The 18001-nt window shown below is 68.4% G+C and carries 15 protein-coding genes; 7 read left to right on the top strand and 8 right to left on the bottom strand.

The window, feature by feature from the left end; genetic code table 11:
• Nucleotides 1-84 precede the first annotated feature (84 nt).
• The gene (locus tag NNY25_RS00650) at nt 85-1584 is read left to right on the top strand and encodes an alanine/glycine:cation symporter family protein (RefSeq protein WP_265569433.1); all 1500 of its coding nucleotides are present in this window, start codon (nt 85-87) and stop codon (nt 1582-1584) included.
• Between the two features lie 64 nt (nt 1585-1648).
• Here NNY25_RS00650 and NNY25_RS00645 read toward each other — a convergent pair whose 3' ends face one another.
• On the bottom strand, nt 1649-2527 hold the full coding sequence (locus NNY25_RS00645; RefSeq protein ID WP_265569432.1) for an arginase family protein: 879 nt from the start codon (nt 2525-2527) through the stop codon (nt 1649-1651).
• Between the two features lie 41 nt (nt 2528-2568).
• Between NNY25_RS00645 and hutI the strand changes: the two genes are divergently transcribed.
• Genes hutI through hutH form a run of 3 tightly spaced genes read left to right on the top strand, consistent with a single transcriptional unit; the run spans nt 2569 to nt 6955 of the window.
• On the top strand, nt 2569-3774 hold the full coding sequence (gene hutI / locus NNY25_RS00640; RefSeq protein ID WP_265569431.1) for an imidazolonepropionase: 1206 nt from the start codon (nt 2569-2571) through the stop codon (nt 3772-3774).
• A 23-nt stretch (nt 3775-3797) separates the two neighbouring features.
• The gene (hutU, locus tag NNY25_RS00635; protein WP_265569430.1) at nt 3798-5462 is read left to right on the top strand and encodes a urocanate hydratase; all 1665 of its coding nucleotides are present in this window, start codon (nt 3798-3800) and stop codon (nt 5460-5462) included.
• Between the two features lie 2 nt (nt 5463-5464).
• Entirely contained in the window at nt 5465-6955 is a 1491-nt protein-coding gene (gene hutH / locus NNY25_RS00630) for a histidine ammonia-lyase (protein WP_265569429.1), read from the top strand.
• Nucleotides 6956-6974: 19 nt separating this feature from the next.
• On the opposite strand, the gene NNY25_RS00625 is transcribed toward hutH, so the two are convergent.
• From NNY25_RS00625 to serS, 7 genes are all read right to left on the bottom strand, one after another.
• Nucleotides 6975-7379 carry a hypothetical protein gene (locus NNY25_RS00625; RefSeq protein WP_265569428.1) on the bottom strand — a complete coding sequence of 135 codons (405 nt, stop codon included), beginning with the start codon at nt 7377-7379 and terminating at the stop codon, nt 6975-6977.
• A gap of 128 nt (nt 7380-7507) precedes the next feature.
• On the bottom strand, nt 7508-7912 hold the full coding sequence (locus tag NNY25_RS00620; protein WP_265569427.1) for a DUF2147 domain-containing protein: 405 nt from the start codon (nt 7910-7912) through the stop codon (nt 7508-7510).
• Between the two features lie 60 nt (nt 7913-7972).
• Nucleotides 7973-11365, bottom strand: a complete 3393-nt coding sequence (locus NNY25_RS00615; RefSeq protein ID WP_265569426.1) for an error-prone DNA polymerase — start codon at nt 11363-11365, stop codon at nt 7973-7975.
• 4 nt (nt 11366-11369) lie between these two features.
• A complete protein-coding gene (locus tag NNY25_RS00610; protein WP_265569425.1) occupies nt 11370-12974 on the bottom strand; it encodes a DUF6504 family protein in 1605 nt (534 codons plus the stop codon).
• Nucleotides 12886-13683 (bottom strand): ImuA family protein, encoded by a 798-nt coding sequence (locus NNY25_RS00605; RefSeq protein WP_265569424.1) that lies wholly within the window; start codon nt 13681-13683, stop codon nt 12886-12888. Before NNY25_RS00605 ends, NNY25_RS00610 begins: the two co-directional genes overlap by 89 nt.
• A 109-nt stretch (nt 13684-13792) precedes the next feature.
• On the bottom strand, nt 13793-14584 hold the full coding sequence (locus tag NNY25_RS00600; RefSeq protein WP_265569423.1) for an esterase/lipase family protein: 792 nt from the start codon (nt 14582-14584) through the stop codon (nt 13793-13795).
• Between the two features lie 129 nt (nt 14585-14713).
• Entirely contained in the window at nt 14714-15973 is a 1260-nt protein-coding gene (gene serS, locus NNY25_RS00595; RefSeq protein WP_265569422.1) for a serine--tRNA ligase, read from the bottom strand.
• Here serS and NNY25_RS00590 point away from each other — a divergent pair.
• The 3 genes from NNY25_RS00590 to NNY25_RS00580 all read left to right on the top strand — a co-directional run bounded on the left by NNY25_RS00590 (nt 15954) and on the right by NNY25_RS00580 (nt 17958).
• Nucleotides 15954-16484, top strand: coding sequence for a hypothetical protein (locus NNY25_RS00590; RefSeq protein WP_265569421.1), 531 nt, complete (start codon nt 15954-15956; stop codon nt 16482-16484). The genes serS and NNY25_RS00590 overlap by 20 nt on opposite strands.
• A 3-nt stretch (nt 16485-16487) precedes the next feature.
• The gene (locus NNY25_RS00585; RefSeq protein WP_265569420.1) at nt 16488-16940 is read left to right on the top strand and encodes a hypothetical protein; all 453 of its coding nucleotides are present in this window, start codon (nt 16488-16490) and stop codon (nt 16938-16940) included.
• 187 nt (nt 16941-17127) lie between these two features.
• Nucleotides 17128-17958: an alpha/beta hydrolase family protein gene (locus tag NNY25_RS00580; protein ID WP_265569419.1), complete on the top strand. Its 831-nt coding sequence runs from the start codon at nt 17128-17130 to the stop codon at nt 17956-17958.
• Nucleotides 17959-18001 lie beyond the last annotated feature (43 nt).

Genomic DNA, 18001 nt, shown 5'->3' with positions numbered 1-18001 from the left:
CCTCCATCTCGTGCCTTGCCTCGCGCCCTCCACGCGTTATCGTGCCCATCAAGTCCATTCGCGCGCTGGGGGAGGCGCAACTTCATGACCATGATCGACCAAGTCACCAACGTCAGCGACTTCATCTGGGGCGGCACATGGCAGGGCGAGGAAGTGATCCCGTTCCCGCCGATGGTGATCGTCCTTTTGGGCATCGGCCTGTGGATGATGATCGGCCTGCGCTTCTACCCGATCCTCGGGCTGGGGTCGGCCTTCAAGGGGCTGTTCAAGGGGCGCAAGGGGTCGGGTTCGGGAGAGATTTCTCCGTTCGCGGCGCTCTCGACCGCGCTGTCCGGGCAGGTCGGCACGGGCAATCTCGCCGGCGTCGCCACCGCGATCGCGCTGGGCGGGCCGGGCGCTATCTTCTGGATGTGGGTGACCGCGCTGATCGGCATGGCGCTCGCCTTCGCCGAAGGCAGCCTCGCCATCCGCTACCGTTCGCAGAACGCGGCGGGGACGTATCGCGGCGGCCCGATGACCTACATCCTGATGGGGCTCGGGCCGAAATGGACCTGGCTTGCCATCCTGTTCTGCGTCGGAACATTGTTCTCGGCGCTGGTCACCGGCAACGGCATCCAGGCCAACAGCATCGCCGACAGCATGGGCGAACTGTTCGGCGTCGAGGAATGGCTGTCGGGCGCGGTCGTCGCGATCGCGGTATTCATCGTCATCATCGGCGGCATCAAGTCGATCGGCGCGGTGGCGGAGAAGATCGTGCCGTTCATGGCCGCGGCCTACCTGATCATGGCGCTGCTCGCGATCCTGCTCGATATTCGCGACATCCCCGAGACGTTCGGGCGCATCTTCGGCGGGGCCTTCTCGACCCAGTCGGCCGCCGGCGGCTTCCTTGGCGCGGCGATCATCATGGCAGTGCGCGCGGGCGTAGCACGCGGCCTGTTCTCGAACGAGGCCGGCCAGGGCTCGACCCCGATCGCGCACGCCGTCGCGCAGACCGACGATCCCGCCCAGCAGGGCCGCATGGCGATGCTCGGCACGTTTATCGACACGATCGTCATCTGCACCATGACCGCGCTCGTCATCCTTACCGTCGAAGGTGACTTCGTCGGCAATGGCGAAGCGGTGAAGCATGCCTGGCAGTCCGACCTTCGCGGCTTCGCGATGACCTCGGGCGCGTTCGCGGCGGCCTTTCCGCTGCCGGTCGCGGGGATCCCGATCGGGACGCTGATCGCTTCGGTTGCCTTGATCCTGTTCGTGTTCACGACGCTGCTGACGTGGAGCTATTACGGCGAGCGGGCGCTGACCTTCGTCTACGACCGCATCCCGGGCGCAACCCATCGCGGCGAAAAGACGCTGCACGTGCTGTGGCGGCTCCTGTGGTGTTTCGTCATCTATGTCGGCGCGAGCCAGGACCTGACGCTGATCTGGCGCCTGGGCGACATTTCCAACGCGGCGATGGCGCTTCCCAACCTGGTCGCGCTGGCGGCGCTGTCGGGCGTGGTGTTCGCGCTCGCCCGCGGCGAGAAGGATGCCGGCAGGACCTATGCGATCAAGAAGATCGACGGGCTCGACGAAGACGACGACTGAGGCGGTCGTCTTCGTCACCAGAGGGGCGGCGTCCGAAGAGGCGCCGCCCTTTTCGTTCAGGGGGTCAGCGCGCTTCGAAGCCAGACAGGATTTCGGCGAGCCAGCGACCTGCGACGAGGCTAGAAAGGTCGGTCGCATCGAGCGGCGGGTCCCACTCGGTGAGGTCGATCAGCTTCACGCGTGGCTCGGCCGCCAGCAGGCGCGCGGCGCGGAAGAAGTCGGCGGCCTGCATCCCCGCGGGGCGCGCGCCGGGAGCGCCCGGGAATTGCGACCGGTCGATCACGTCGATGTCGCAGTCGATCATGACCGCCTCGCAGTGGGCGACATGGGCGAGCGCGATCGACACGGCCTGGTCGATGCCGTGCGCATTGATGTCGGCGAGCGTGACGACGCGGTTGCCCGCCGCGAGCGCGTCGGCATGCATGGCCTGGCTGTTGGCGAAGGGGGCAAGCCCGACCTGCGCGATGTTCTTCCCCGGCAGCCCGTCCTCGAGCAGCGCGCGCACGGGGTTGCCGTTGCGCAAGCCCATGCCGGTCTCGCGCATGTCGAAATGCGCATCGAGCGTGATCAGGCCGATCTTCTCGAGCGGGAGGCCGAGCGCGTGGAGGCCAGGCCGGGTGACCGCGTTGTTGCCGCCGACGAGCAGCGTGAGGTCGTGCTTGGCGACACACGTCTCGACCGCGCCGCGGATCGGGTCGGTCGCTTCCTCGATGGTAAGCCCCGCGATGGCGACGTCGCCATGATCGGCGATCCGGCTGGAGAGCTCGACGCTTTCGTCGATGTCGTAGCGACCGATGCGCGGCAGCACCTTGCGCAGCGCGGCGGGCGCGAGGTCGCAGCGGCCGGGCGTCACCGAGCCTGCGGAAAGGGGCGCGCCGACGAGGCCGATCGGCGCGTCGTCGGTCGGAGAAACGATGAGGTCGTTCAAGTTGGGCCAGCTCATGGGTTGACGAATAGCAGGGCCAGCGCGCATCGCCATCCTCCATGTGGGATCGCCTCATCACCGACTGCCATGTCGCCACCATGGTCCCCGCGCCGGGCGATCCCCTGGGGATCATCCGCAACGCGGCGATCGGGATCGACGGCGGCAGGATCGTGCGGGTCGCACCGCGGACCGAGTTGGCGGGCTTTCGCGCGCGCGAAGTCACGGCGCTCGACGGCGCCTGGGTGACGCCGGGCCTGGTCGATTGCCACACGCATCTCGTTTTCGGAGGCACCCGCGCGGACGAGCATGCGATGCGCCGCGCAGGCGCGACCTACGAGGAAATTGCCCAGAGCGGCGGCGGGATCGTCTCTACGGTCGGCAAGACGCGCGCGGCGAGCGAGGACGACTTGCTCGCCTCGGCGAAGCGGCGGCTCGAGGCGCTCGGCAAGGGCGGAGTGACGACCATCGAGGTCAAGTCGGGCTACGGACTCGACGTCGAGACCGAGTTGAAGATGTTGCGCGTGGCCAAGGCGCTCGACGGGCACGCGGGCGTGCGCGTGGTGCCGACGCTGCTGGCGTTGCACGCGCTGCCCAAGGACGTGGACCGCGCCGAATTCGTCGAACGGATGACGGGCGAGCTGATCCCGAAGGTGGCTGCCGAGGGGCTCGCGACGATGGTCGACGCCTATTGCGAGCGGATCGCCTTCACCACCGCCGAAATCGAGAAACTGTTCACCGCGGCGCGCGCCAACGGGCTGATGCTGCGCCTCCATGCCGAGCAATTGTCGAACAGCGAGGGCGCGGCGCTGGCGGCCAAGTACAAGGCGCTGTCGGCCGACCATCTCGAGCATCTCGACGCCAGGGGCGCCAAGGCGATGGCCGAGGCGGGGACGGTCGCGGTGCTGCTTCCCGGCGCTTTCTATGCCTTGAAGGAAGAGAAGCTGCCGCCGGTCGAACTGCTGCGCGACCATGGAGTGCCGATCGCCATCGCGACCGACTGCAATCCGGGTACCAGCCCGCTGCTCAATCCCCAGCTGGCGATGAACATGGCGTGCACCCTGTTCGGGTTGAGCCCCGAGGAAGCGATCCTCGGCATGACCGCCAATGGCGCGCGCGCGCTCGGGCTGGGCAACACGGTGGGCAGCCTCGCGCCGGGCCGAGCGGCGGACCTGTGCGCATGGGGGATCGAAACCCTGTCCGAGCTCGGCTACTGGATCGGCCTGCCCGGCCCCGACCGGCGGATCGCTGCCGGACGGGACGTTTGAAATCGACGAAACGGAAGAACGAGATGAGCGACCCACGGCGCGACAATAGCCGCATCATCCGCGCGCGGCGCGGCGACGAGATCAAGGCGAAGAGCTGGCTGACCGAAGCCGCGGTGCGCATGCTGCAGAACAATCTCGACCCCGAAGTGGCCGAGGACCCGCAGTCGCTCGTCGTCTATGGCGGCATCGGCCGCGCGGCGCGCAACTGGGCGGCCTACGACAAGATCGTCGAGACGCTGGAGCGGCTCGAGGAGACCGAGACGCTGCTGGTCCAGTCGGGCAAGCCGGTCGGCGTGTTCCCGACCCACAAGGACGCCCCGCGCGTGCTCATCGCCAACTCGAACCTCGTACCCAAGTGGGCCAATTGGGAGCATTTCAACGCGCTCGATGCCAAGGGCCTCATGATGTACGGCCAGATGACCGCGGGTAGCTGGATCTACATCGGCAGCCAGGGGATCGTGCAGGGCACCTACGAGACCTTCGCCGAGATGGGGCGCCAGCATTTCGGCGGCGACCTTTCGGGCAAGTGGATCCTCACCGCGGGCCTCGGCGGCATGGGCGGCGCGCAGCCGCTCGCGGCGGTCATGGCGGGCGCGCACTGCATCGCCATCGAATGCCAGGAAAGCCGCATCGAGAAGCGGCTCGAGACGCGCTATCTGGACTATCGCGCCGACAGTATCGAGGAAGCGCTCGAGATCATCGGCAAGGCCGACCGCCCGGTCAGCGTCGGCGTGCTCGGCAACGCCGCCGAAATCCTCCCCGACATGGTCGAAAAGGGCATCCGTCCCGACGCGGTGACCGACCAGACGTCGGCGCACGATCCCGCCAACGGGTATTGCCCGGCTGGCTGGAGCGTCGCGAAATGGCAGGACATGCGCGAGAAGGATCCCGCGACCGTCGCTGCCGAGGCGAGGAAGTCGATGGCGCTTCACGTCAAGGCGATGCTCGCTTTCCATGAGATGGGCATCCCGACCTTCGACTATGGCAACAATATCCGCCAGGAAGCCTTCGACGAGGGCGTGAAGAACGCGTTCGATTTCCCGGGGTTCGTGCCGGCCTATGTGCGCCCGCTCTTCTGCCGCGGCATCGGACCGTTCCGCTGGGCCGCGCTGTCGGGCGATCCCGAAGACATTGCCAGAACCGATGCCAAGGTGAAGGAGCTGATCCCCGACGATCCCCATCTCCACCGCTGGCTCGACATGGCAGCCGAACGCATCGCCTTCCAGGGCCTGCCCGCACGCATCTGCTGGGTCGGGCTGGGACAACGACACCGCCTGGGCCTCGCCTTCAACGAGATGGTCAGGAACGGGGAATTGAAGGCCCCCGTCGTCATCGGGCGCGACCATCTCGATTCAGGCTCGGTCGCGAGCCCCAATCGAGAGACGGAAAGCATGATGGACGGCAGCGATGCCGTGTCGGACTGGCCGCTTCTCAACGCGCTGCTCAACACGGCGGGCGGCGCAACCTGGGTTTCGCTGCACCATGGCGGCGGCGTGGGCATGGGCTATTCGCAGCATAGCGGCGTGGTGATCGTAGCCGACGGCAGCGAGGACGCCGATGCGCGACTGAAGCGCGTGCTCTGGAACGACCCCGGCACCGGCGTGATGCGCCATGCGGATGCGGGCTACGAGATCGCCAGGGATTGCGCGCGCGAACAGGGCCTCGACCTGCCCATGCTGGAGGCCTGACAATGAAGCTCGACCCGACGGCCATCACCCTCGAAACCCTTCGCGCCGTGTGGGACGGCGCGCCCTGCAGCCTCGACGAAGCCTCGATGGAGCGGATCGCGGCGGCGGCCGAGACGGTGTCGCGCATCGTCGAGAGCGGCGAGACGGTCTACGGCGTCAACACCGGCTTCGGCCTTCTCGCGCAGGAACGGATCGCGCCCGACCGGCTGGCCGAATTGCAGCGCAACCTCATTCTCTCGCATAGCTGCGGGCTGGGCGAGCCGCTCGACGCGCGCGTCACGCGGTTGATGATCGTCCTCAAGCTGCTCGGCCTCGGGCGCGGCCATTCGGGGGTTCGGCCGCTGGTGATCGAGGCGCTGCAGGCGCTGCTCGACCATGACGCGATGCCGGTCGTTCCGAGCCAGGGGAGCGTCGGGGCATCGGGCGATCTCGCCCCGCTTGCGCACATGACCGCCGCGCTGCTCGGCGAGGGCTGGGTCGTGCTCGCGGGCGAGAAGATGCCCGCGCGCGAGGCACTGGCGAAAATCGGCCTCGACCCCATCGAACTCGGCCCCAAGGAGGGGCTGGCGATGATCAACGGCACGCAGGCCTCGACCGCGATCGCGCTCGACGCCCTGTTCAAGGCCGAACGCGTGTTCGCCGCCGCCGTGGCCGCAGGCGCGCTGTCGGTCGATGCTCTCAAGGGGAGCGCCAAGCCGTTCGACCCCCGCGTGTCCGATGTGCGCGGCCAACCGGGCCAGATCGCAGTCGCCAAATTGCTGCGCGACTGGCTCGAGGGCAGCGAGATCATCGAGAGCCATCACCGCTGCGGCAAGGTGCAGGACCCCTACAGTTTCCGCTGCCAGCCGCAGGTCATGGGGGCGAGCCTCGACCTCCTCACCCACGCCGCCAACACGCTCGAGATCGAGGCGGGGGCGGTGACCGACAATCCCGTCCTGTTTTCAGACGAGGATGGCGACGTCGCCATTTCCGGCGGCAACTTCCACGCCCAGCCGGTCGCCTTTGCCGCCGACATGATCGCGATGGCGCTGTGCGAGGTGGGCAGTCTTTCGGAGCGCCGCACCAGCGTGCTGGTCGACCCCAAGATGAGCGGGCTGCCGGCCTTCCTGATCGAGGACGGCGGCGTCAATTCGGGGCTGATGATCCCGCAGGTGACGGCCGCCGCGCTGACCAGCGAGAACAAGACGCTCGCCCACCCTGCCAGCGTCGATTCGATCCCGACCTCGGCGGGGCAGGAGGACCATGTCTCGATGGCCCCGATCGCGGCGCGCAAGGCGGCGATGATCGCGAAGAACGCTGCCGGTATTGTCGCGGTCGAGCTGATCGCGGCGGCGCAGGGTGTCGACTATCACGCGCCGCTCAAGACCTCGCCGAAACTGCAGGCGCTCCACGCCAAGGTGCGCGCACTCTCGCCCTATCTGATCAGCGACCGCTACTGGGCCGACGAGATGGAAGCGCTGCAGCAGGCGGTGCTGGCGGGGGACATCGCCTGAGCGGTCCCCCGCTCCGCGCCTACTTCTTGACCATCTCCAGATAGGCCTGCGCGGTCACAGGGCCGATCGTGAAGGTATCGGTGTGGCCCGTGATGTGCTGGCGAAGTTCGAGCCCGCCGCGCATGCCGTTGACGCCCGCCGCCGTCGTGGCCTTGGCGACGGCCTCGTCCTGTGCCTCGGTCAGGACTGGGGCGACCACCACATAGTCCCAGCTGTCGCCGTCGGTGTGGACGTAGAGTTGGCTCGCCGGCACGCCGGCTGACGCCGAGATGGCTTCCTGGCGGGCCAGCCATTGCAGGAAGGCTTCCTGGTGGCCCGGCGCGACGTGGTAGATCGAGACGATGGATTCAGGCGGATCGGCGGCAATCGCGGGCGTGGCGAAAGCGAACGCGGCGGCCGCCGCGAGAACGGTGATCGGTTTCATGTCATTCCCCTGCTAGGCCCGTGGGCCAGGACGCCCGGTCGTTCGGCCGGGCGACTGCTCCGTCGATTATGCGACTCCGGCGGGGGACAGCCGCGCGGAAATAGCAGTTTTGTGGGGAAAGGGACAGGTCAGCGCGACGTGCGGATCCATTCGCGCTCGCGGCAGACGATTCCGAGCAGGGCGCACCCCCTGACCGACAGGCGGTCGGGGCTGACCATCGTGATCTCGCCGCTGACGCGGATATCGCGATCGGGGGCGAACAGGCGGCCCCTATAGGTGCCCGGTGCGTCGCCGGGGCGGATGTTGGTGAGGATGCGTGCGCCCATCAGCTTGGTGCGGCTGCCCTTCCAGGCCTTGGATTGCTGGCTCTCGCTCGCATCGGTGACGACGCCGCACAGCGCTTCGCCGCACGGGCGAATCTCGATTTCCATCGACTTCTTGCGCCAGCGCCCCTCGAGCGGATCGGGGGTCGCGGCGGCGAGCGACGGGGTCAGGGCCACGAGAGTAGCCAGCAAGGCGAGACGCAACTTCATTCGTGTAGCGTTAACACTGCGCTGATGGCGCTGACGTGAACATATTGTGGCGAAAACCGGTCAGTGGAAGTCGCGGCTCTTGGGCAGGCAATGGACGTTGCGCGGGTGGATGCCCGAGACCTGCGGCCGCCACGACCCGCCGCCGTCGCCGCGCCCCTGCGTGACGGGGATCATGTCGTCGGACAGGTGGCGCAAGAGGTGGGTGTCGTCCTCGAGCCGTGCCGCGATCAGGTGGACGACCGCCTCGTCATGCTGGACGATGCCGGTGACGCGCATCAGCCGCGACCCCATGACAATCTTGCGCTGGGCCTCGAAGACGTCGGGCCACACGACGAGGTTGGCGACCCCGCTTTCGTCCTCGAGGGTGATGAAGCAAACCCCCTTGGCGCTGCCCGGGCGCTGGCGGATGAGGACGAGGCCGGCAAGGCTCACGCGGCGGCCGTAGCGCAGGCCGCGCAGCTCGTCGGCGCGCACGCAGCCCATCGCGGCATAATGATCGCGTAGGAAATACATCGGGTGCGCCTTCAAGGAGAGGCGCGTGGTCTGGTAGTCGTTCACCACCTGCTCGGACAGGCGCATCGCGGGCAGGCGCACCTGTTCGAGCTCCCAGCCCTCGTCGCGCGCGTCGGCGGCGGCGAACAAGGGCAGGTCGGGCGCACCCTTCAACGCGCGCGCGTCCCACAAGGCGGCGCGGCGATCCTTCTTCATCGAGCGGAAGGCGTCGGCCTCGGCCAGCCGCTCGATCGCCGCGACCCCGGCGCCCGAGCGCGCGCGCACTTCCTCGATGTCGCGATAGGGCAGCTGCCCGCGCGCCGCGACGATGCGCGTGGCGGCATCGAGGCGCAGGCCGTCGACCATGCGCAGGCCGAGCCGCAGCGCCATGCGCGGGCTGGGCGGGGGCAGGCTGTCGGGGGCCCATGCCTGCGCGGGAAGCGCGGTCGAGCCCCAGCTGCGCCGCTGCGCGACCGGCGGCGCGTCGGTCGGCTCGAGCGTACAGTCCCAGTGCGAATGGTTGACGTCGATGGGGCGGACCTCGACCCCGTGTTCCTTGGCGTCGCGCACGATCTGCGCGGGGGCGTAAAAGCCCATCGGCTGGGAGTTCAATAGCGCGGCGGCGAAGGCGGCGGGGTAGCGCCACTTGAGCCAGCTGGAGATGTAGACGAGGTGCGCGAAGCTCGCCGCGTGGCTTTCGGGAAATCCATATTCGCCAAAGCCGCGGATCTGGTGGAAGCAGCGCTCGGCAAAGTCCTGGTCGTAGCCACGCTCCACCATCCGCCCGACCATCTTGTCCTGGAGGAGGTCGATCGTGCCGCGCGAGCGGAAGGTCGCCATCGCCTTCCTCAACTGGTTGGCCTCGGCGCTGGAGAACTTGGCCGCATCGAGCGCGATCTTCATCGCCTGTTCCTGGAAGACGGGGACGCCGAGCGTGCGCTTCAAGATGCGTTCGAGCTCGTCGGGCGGGCCGTGCTCGGGCCCGGGGCAGGGATAGAGCACCGGCTCCTTGCCGCTGCGACGCTTCAGGTAGGGATGGACCATGTCGCCCTGGATCGGGCCCGGGCGCACGATCGCGACCTCGATGACGAGGTCGTAGAATTCGCGCGGGCGAAGGCGCGGGAGCATGTTCATCTGCGCGCGGCTCTCGACCTGGAAGACGCCGAGACTGTCGCCTTCGCACAGCATGTCGTAGACGCCGGGCTCCTCGCGCGGGACGGTGGCGAGGCTCCAGCGCTCGCCATGGTGCGCCTCGATGAGGTCGAACGCCTTGCGGCAACAGGTCAGCATGCCCAAGGCGAGCACGTCGATCTTGAGGATGCCCAGTTCCTCGATGTCGTCCTTGTCCCATTCGATGAAGCTGCGGTCGGCCATGGCGCCATTGCCCACGGGCACGGTCTCGATCAGCGGCTTTTCGGTGAGGATGAAGCCGCCGACATGCTGCGACAGGTGGCGCGGCATGCCGATCAGCTGCTCGGCGAGACGGATGACGCGGCGAAGATGCGGGTCGTTGAAGTCGAGCCCCGCCTCGGTAACCCGCTCCTCCTTCACCTCGGCCTCCATCGAGCCCCAGAAGTTGGAGGCGATGGCGGCGGTGACGTCTTCGCTGAGGCCCATCACCTTGCCGACCTCGCGCACCGCCATGCGCGGGCGATAATGGACGACGGTGGCCGCGATCCCGGCGCGGGTGCGGCCGTATTTCTGATAGATGTGCTGGATCACCTCCTCGCGCCGCTCGTGCTCGAAATCGACGTCGATGTCGGGGGGCTCCTTGCGCTCCTCGGAGATGAAGCGCTCGAACAAGAGGTCGGTGGTCGACGGGTCGACGCTGGTGATGCCGAGGCAGTAGCAGACCGCGCTGTTGGCGGCGCTGCCGCGCCCCTGGCACAGGATCGGCGGGTCGAGCGAGCGGGCGAAGGCGACGATGTCGTGGACGGTGAGGAAGTAGCGCGCGAAGTCGAGTTTCTCGATGAGGGCAAGCTCGTGGCGCAGCTGCCGGACAATGGTCGCGGGGGTGCCTTGGGGCCAGCGGCGGCTGGCGCCCTTCCAGGTGAGATGGTCGAGATGCTGCTGCGGGGTACGGCCGTCCGGGCAGGTCTCCTGCGGATATTCGTATTTCAATTCGTCGAGGCTGAAGCGAATCGCGTCGGCGAAGCTGCGGGTGGCGGCGATGGCGTGGGGCCAGCGCTCGAACAGGCGCGCCATCTCGTCGGGCGATTTCAGGTGGCGCTCGGCATTGGCGTGAAGCCGCCAGCCCGCAGTCTCGAGCGTCACCTTGTGGCGGATGCAGGTCATCACGTCCTGCAGCGGGCGGCGTTCGGGGGCGTGATAGTGGACGTCGTTGGTGGCGAGCAGCGTCAGGCCGTGGGCGCGTGCCATGCGGTCGAGACGCTCGATCCGCGCGAGATCGTCGCCGCGATAGAGGTGGGTGGCGGCGAGGTGGCCGAGACTGTCCCCGAGCGCGTTGGCGAGCGCGGGCAGTTCGGTTTCGAACGCGGCGAGGTCGGGGCCGGGCCAGGCGATGAAGGCGATGTCGTCGCGGCGTGCGGCGATCTCGGCGAGGCGGATATCGCACTCGCCCTTGTCGCAGCGCATCTTGGCCTCGCTCAGCATGCGCGAGAGGTTGCCGTAGCCCGAACGGGTCAGCGGGTAGGCGAGCAGTTCGGGCGCGTCGACGGGATCGAGGCGGCAGCCGATCAGCGGGCGCATGCCCGCAGCCTTGGCGGCACTGTGGATACGCACCACGCCCGCAAGGCTGTTGCGGTCGGCAACCCCGATCGCGTCCATGCCCTTCTCGAGCGCGCCGAGCACCAGCTCGATCGCGTCCGAGGCGCCTTCGAGGAAGGAGAATGGGGTGGTGACGCCGAGTTCGACGAAGGACGCGCGCGCCAGCGTCGGCGGCGGGGTGCCGTCGTCCAGCAGCAGGCGGCGCTTGGAGAAGCTGTGCGACGTGTCGGGCATGGGCTCAGCCGAACAGGCCGTGGAGGTACCAGGTCGGATCGCCCCCGCGCCCGTCGCCGTAGAGGCCGTCGCGGTAGATCCAGTAGCGGCGGCCCTGCCTGTCCTCGACGCGGTAATAGTCGCGCAGGCGTGCGGTGGAACGTTCGCGCCACCATTCGGGGGCGATCCGCTCGGGCCCCTCGACGCGGGCGATGTCGTGAACCGCACGGCGCCACACGAAGCGGCGCGGCAGGCCCTCGGGCGTGGCGTAGATTACCGCGATCGCCTCGGGCGTGTCGAGCAGCCGTTCGGGGCGCAGCGCCCGGGGCGGGGCGGGCTCGGTCTCGCTTTCGTCGGCCAGCGCCTGGCGCCAGCCGCTGGCGCGCTCGGGCTTGTGGCTGGCGTGCCCTTGCGGGCGGGTGACGGCGTGCGCGCCGAGCCTGGCCGCGAGGCGGTCGGTCAGGCGGCCGATCGCGACCGCGGGGGGCGGGCCGCCGTCCAATGCGTCCTGCGCGGGATCGAGCGGCTCGGCCCACTCGGCCGCAAGCGCGACCGCGTCGATCCCGAAGCCCGGGTCGAGCGCGCCGGCCTTCTCGGCGAGCAGGCGGTGAAGGTGGGCGGGATCGCGCGTCGGGAAGGCGGTCGCGGCCTCGAGCCGGTGGAGGCTGCCGTCGACGCGGTAGGCGGTCAGTACCAGCCGGCGCGCGCCGAGGCGGTGCCGTTCGAGCTGGCGCGCAAGGTCGGGGACGAGGAGGTCGAGCGCCTGTGGGCCGGCGGCGGGGTCGGTGACCGGCTCGGCGAAGCGTTGGAGCGCGCGCGGCGGGGTCTCGATCCGCGCAGGCGCGAGCGGTTCGGCGCGGCGGCCGAGCGCGCGATCGAGCGCGTCGAGGGGGTTGTCCTTTTCGCGAAAGCGGCGCGCGAGGCTGCGGCGCGGCACGCCCGCGAGCGCTCCGATCGTCTTGAGGCCCAGCCGTTCGAGCGTGCGGGTGACCTCGGATGGAAGGCGCAGCGCGGCGACCGGGAGCGGGGCGAGCAGGGCGGCGAGGCGGCCCTGCTCGCTGCGGCGTTCGAGCTTGTTGCGGGGCGGGGGTGCCAAGTCCAAAATTCCCCGCCCCGCATCCCCAGCGGGGGATCCGTATCTTGCCAACGCCCACGCGGCGCCGGGCGTCGGCGCGATGGCGACGCGTGCGGTGAGGCCGAGCGTCGCGAAGCGCGTCTCGATATCGTCCAGCAGCGGCCGCTCGCCCCCGAACAGGTGCGCGACCCCGCTCGCATCGAGGCGCAGCGCGTCGGCGCCGTCGATCTCGACATGCGGACTCCAGCGGGTCGCCCAGCGCGCCAGCCGTTCGAGGAGCACGGTGTCGCCGCCATGGTCGCACGGCACCGCTTCCAGCGCGGGATCGAGCGCGCGCGCGTCGGTGAGGCGCTGGCCGGGGCGCGCGCCCGCGGCGGCCGCGGCGTCGGTGACCGCGTGGACGAGGAGGCCGTGCGCGCCCTCGCGGGTGAGGGCGAGGCGGCGGCCTTCGGGGTCGATAAAGTCCTCATCCTGCCTGCGCGCGCGCTCGATCTTCGCCCAGCGTTCGATCGACAGGCGCGGCAGCCAGATCGAGACGATCCGCGTCACGCTCATCGCTCACCACCCAGCGCCCGGGCGGGATTCCACGCGCGCGGAAGAGTTCGGCCGCCCAGGCAGGTGCGCCCGGGGCCCTGGGATTGAACGGGTTGGCGAGGCTGGGAGCGCTTTCCATGCGCCAGCGCAAGCGCGCGCCCGACAGGTCGGCCGCGCCCGCGCCCAGCCGGACGAGGAAGCAGGGCACGCCGTGCGTCTCCGCCGCGAAGGCGAGGCGGCGCGTGGCGGTGAAGTCGAGCGCCTGCGGGGCGCCCCACAATTCCCCGACGACGGCGGCAAGCGCATTGCATCTCAGCCCCTCCTCCATCGCCCACAGCGCGGCGCGGGCATCGCGCGCCTCGACATGGACGAGCTCGCAGCGAAGGCCCGGCGGATGGAGGCGGCCCGCCTCGAGGATCGCCATGCGCTCCTGCACCCACAGCAGCGGGCCGGACGGGGCAAGCGCGGCGAGGAGGCCGGTCCAGCCGGCATCGCGCGGATGGACCGAAAACCACTCGCTGAGGGTCGGACCGGCCGGGGCGGGAAGGTCAAGGGCCGCCCCGGCCGGTTGTCCTTGCGGACATTCTCCCGGGCGGGCTGCGGACGCAGGGACACGCGTTCCCGAAGCGCCGCCCGGAAGGAGGGAAGGCCATGACCGACCGCCCGCGCCGATGCGTCGTGCATCGCCCACGGCGCGGTCGTCGGCCGCAAGGATCGTCCTTGTCGCCACACGACTCGCATCGTTCTTGTTCTAGTTTTGTTCTTGTCGCTCGACTGCCCGATTCGAGTCAAGCGGGCGACTCGCGCAGGCCTGCGCATTTCACGAGAAGGTCAGGAAATCAGTGCTTTTTGGGGCGGGTGCCGTGGATCGGGCAGGCGCCTTCATGCTCCTCGACGAAGCTGCGCACGTGCTGCGTCACCTGGCTGAGCGCGGGGCGCCACAGGACGACGCCGATGTGATGGGTGTCGAGCTCGATCGCGCGATCGACCTCGTGCTCGTCGCCGCGGGCGGCGTGCGGCGCGACGATCCCGTCCGAGCGGCACCAGAAGGACAGGCACGGCACCGGCGGCTTGCCTTCGCCGGGCGGGAACGGCGGTTCGTTGACGTCGTGGCCCGCGACCCGCTCGTACAGCGCGGAGACGTTGTTGTTGGTCTTGAGGTCGCCCGAAAAAGGCGAGGCGAGCGTCACCACCGCGCGCACCTTGTCGGGGCGGTGATGCGCGAGCGCGCGGGCGTAGAGGCCGCCGAGGCTCCACCCGAGGACCAGCGCCTTGCCGTCTCCCGCGACCTCGTGGAGGCGCGCATCGAGCAGGTCGAGCGTGTCGGCGCGCGCGCCCATGTTGGTGCCGAGCCCCCACGGATGGGCGCGCCAGCCCGAGCGGGCGAACGCGCGGCGCAATTCCATGGTCGAGCGGTCGTTGGCGAGAAATCCGGGGATGACCAGGATGGGCGGGCCGCCTTCGGGGCCGCGCGGCTCGAGATGGCCGAGCCGGGCGAGCATGCGCGGCAGCTGCCAGGCGAAGAGGCGCGCGCGGTGCCAGCTGGAGGGAGCGACGTGATCGAGGTCGAGCTGGATCCCCCGGTCGGGACCGACCGGCGCGGATCGTTCGACGTTACGCACCCAGAACATATTCCCGATATGGGTATGGATTGCGGCGGCGACAAGGCGGGGGCGTGGCGATTTCCATCACCGGGGCGACGCCTTGTGATTGAGAAAGTTCCGGATTTTCCGGAGCCGCGCGGCGGGTCGCGGGGCCGGCTAGAGCGTGTCGCCGCCCATCAGCTGCGCGATCGCAGGCGGCAGTTTGACGCTTCCGTCTTCCTGCTGGTGGTTTTCGAGGAACGGCACGAGGATGCGCGGGGAGGCGAGCGCGGTGTTGTTGAGCGTATGCGCGAACACGACCTTGCCCTCGCTATTGCGGTATCGAAGGTTGGCGCGGCGCGCCTGCCAGTCGTGCAGCGTCGAACAGCTGTGCGTCTCGCGATACTTGTCGAGGCTGGGCACCCAGCTCTCGATATCGTTCATGCGATACTTGCCCAGCCCCATGTCGCCGGTCGACGTCTCGATGACCTGGTAGGGGATTTCCATCTTGGTGAGCAGGTTCTCGGCCGCCGCAAGCAATTTGGCGTGCCAATCGGCGCTCACTGCTTCGTCCGCCTCGCAGATGACATATTGCTCGACCTTGACGAACTGGTGGACGCGCAGGAGGCCGCGCACGTCGCGCCCCGCGCTGCCCGCCTCGCGGCGGAAGCAGGGCGAATAGCCCGCGTAAAGGATCGGCAGCTGGTCGGCCTCGAGGATCTCGCCCGAGTGGAGCCCGGTCAATGCGACCTCGGCGGTCCCGGCAAGGAACAGGTCGTCCTTCTCGAGTTCGTAGGTTTCCTCGCGGTGTCCCGGGAACTGGCCCTGGCGGATGAAGGCGTCCTCGCGCGCGATCGCGGGGACGGTGATCGGATCGAAGCCGTTGCCCATGATCTCCTCGAGCGCCCACGCCATCAATTTCTGTTCGAGCAGCGCGAGGCGGCCCTTGAGGCAGTAGGTGCGGCTGCCCGAGACCTGGGTGATACGCGACAGGTCGGCCCAGCCATTCATCTCGATCAGCTCGACATGGTCGCGCGGCTTGAAGTCGAATTGCGGGACGGTGCCTTCGGTACGGATGACGACGTTCGAATTCTCGTCGGGACCGACCGGCGCGCCCGCGTAGGGGATGTTGGGCAGCTGGAGCATCATCGCCTGGAGCGCGGCCTGCTTGTCGGCCATCGCCGCTTCGAGTTCGCCCGCCTTCTTGCCCGCTTCCTTGGCCTTCCTGCCCAGCTCGGCCTTCTCCTCGGGAGCGGCGTCCTTGAACATGCCCGAGATGCGGTTGCGCTCGGCGCGCAGCTGGTCGACCTCGGTCTTGGCGCCGCGCAGTTCGGCATCGAGCGCGAGCAATGCGTCGAGATCGAGCTCGACCCCCTTGGCGTCGAGGGCGTTGCGGACGGCGGGCCGGTTGGCCTTGATGAAATCCATCGATAGCATGCGCCGCTCCCTGCGGGATTGGGCGCCCGCTTTCAAGGGCTTGCGCGAGCGCAATTTGACTCTTCGCGCTCAAAAGCTCACCTTTTCGTCAGTGAGTAGGGAGAAGATGGTGCGTTTTACCGTCATGTCCGCAACGATCACGTTCGCCGTCGGTCTAGCTGTCCCGCAGGAAGGTCTGGCGCAACACGCGCCGCCAGTCGCCACGGCCCCTCAGCCCACTCCCAAGGTGAAGTTGCCATCGCCTGTTCGTCCCGAACATGTGCAAGACCTGATCAAGGCACTCCCCAGGCAAGCGCCCGATCAAACGCCGCCTTCCATTCGCATAAGAACTCCCGAAGTCGTGGCGATCGGGCAGCCTGACGCGTCTCCCAGCCACGGTGCCGGAGGCATTCGCGTCACGACTGCTCCACTTGTCGCGCGTGGGCAGGCCGAACGCGATGGGTCGAGTTCCAAGCCGATCCGCAAGACGACGCCGACCATCATCGCCATCGGTGCAAAGACAGGAGGTTAGCCCATGACCATCATTCGCTTCGTTTCGATTGTTGTCGCTGCCTTCATTGCCGTCCCGATGCCCGCGCAGGCCGCGGATTTCATTTTTGACGTGCCCGTCCGTATCGAAAACATGACCTGGCTCAACCGGATCCGTGTCGAGTGCTACGTGTCCAGTCAGATGACACCGTATGGACCGCCATACACGTCCCTCTCGCACTTGATCGGTCGGGCATATGTCGATCAGCCGATTACCAATGGAAATTTCGAAGGAACCCTGACGATCAAAGTCGACAATCGTAGCGACTATCAAAATTCGGAGGCAGCGGGGTACATCTGCTCCATGGGTGGCGAAGGCCGGGCACCAAACGGTAGCCGGATCGCTTTCAATGTCGGCGGTTTTTCCGAAAGCTACGAACGTGTTTCAGGGGCTGCGCCGATCGAACTGACGAACATGGTGTACGACACGCTGCCCTAAACGCGAGCCGTCGACCGCGGTCGAAGTCGCGATCTTCTCATTAGTTGCGCTTGTCGCATCGGCGGTGATGGATTGATGAAATCCATGGACGGCATGCGCCGCTCCCTCGCGCATAATGGCGGGGGTTGGCAAGGGAGCAGTAGCGGCTATTGGAAGCTGCACCCCAAATTGTCCGGAGCCTCGTTTCGTGCCTGCCCTGCGTTTGCTGATCCTCGCGTTCGCTTCTCTCTTCGTTTCGCAGCCCGCACTGGCGGCGCCCGATCGCACCGACACGGTGGCGGTCGAGGACCGTGCGCTCGACCTTCTCGTATGGGATGCCCAGGGGGAAACGCCTGCCGGAATCATCCTGTTCGGCCATGGGCACGGGGCGGATCCGGCGCGCTATGAGGCGCTGCTCGAACACTGGGCGGGGCAGGGCTACACCGTCTACGCGCCCGTCAATGTCGACAGCCGGGTCCACCCGCAGCGCGACGCGTTCACCATGCAGACCGGTTTCATCGCGCGGGTCACCGACCTCCAGGCCGCGCGCGCGATGATTGCCGAGCGGCACCCGGGCGTGCCGGTGGTGCTGGCGGGGCATAGTTTCGGGAGTTTCCTGTCGCTGCTCGGCGGCGGAGGGAAGACCAAGGCGATGCCCGCGCTCGACGGGCCGCCGGTCGCGGGCGTGCTCGCTTTCTCCACTGCGGGGCGCTTGCCGCCGCTGCTCGACGCCGACGCCTATGCCGGGCTCGACGGGCCGCTGTTGCTGGTGACGGGGACGCAGGACGTGGTGCCGGGTTTCGTTGCCGACTGGCGCGATCACCGCATGGCCTTCGACGGATCGCCCGCCGGAGACAAGACGTTGCTGGTCGTCGAGGGCGGGGCGCACGACCTCGTCCGCATGACTGGCGAGGCGGCACCGACCGTGAAGACCTGGGCCGACCTGTTTCTCGCCGCCACGCTCAAGAAGGATGTCCAGGCGGCCTCGCTCTACGGCATCCTCGGCAGCGGGGCGCGGGTGAAGGTGGAGCGACGCTGACGGCACGATTTGGCACGCGACGCGTCTTGTCCTAGGCCTAGCC

This window comes from Sphingomicrobium nitratireducens, assembly GCF_026157035.1.
GTDB classification, from domain to species: domain Bacteria; phylum Pseudomonadota; class Alphaproteobacteria; order Sphingomonadales; family Sphingomonadaceae; genus Sphingomicrobium; species Sphingomicrobium nitratireducens.
Note: the sequence above shows the minus strand (reverse complement) of the source record. Positions and strands in the feature narration are given on the sequence as shown.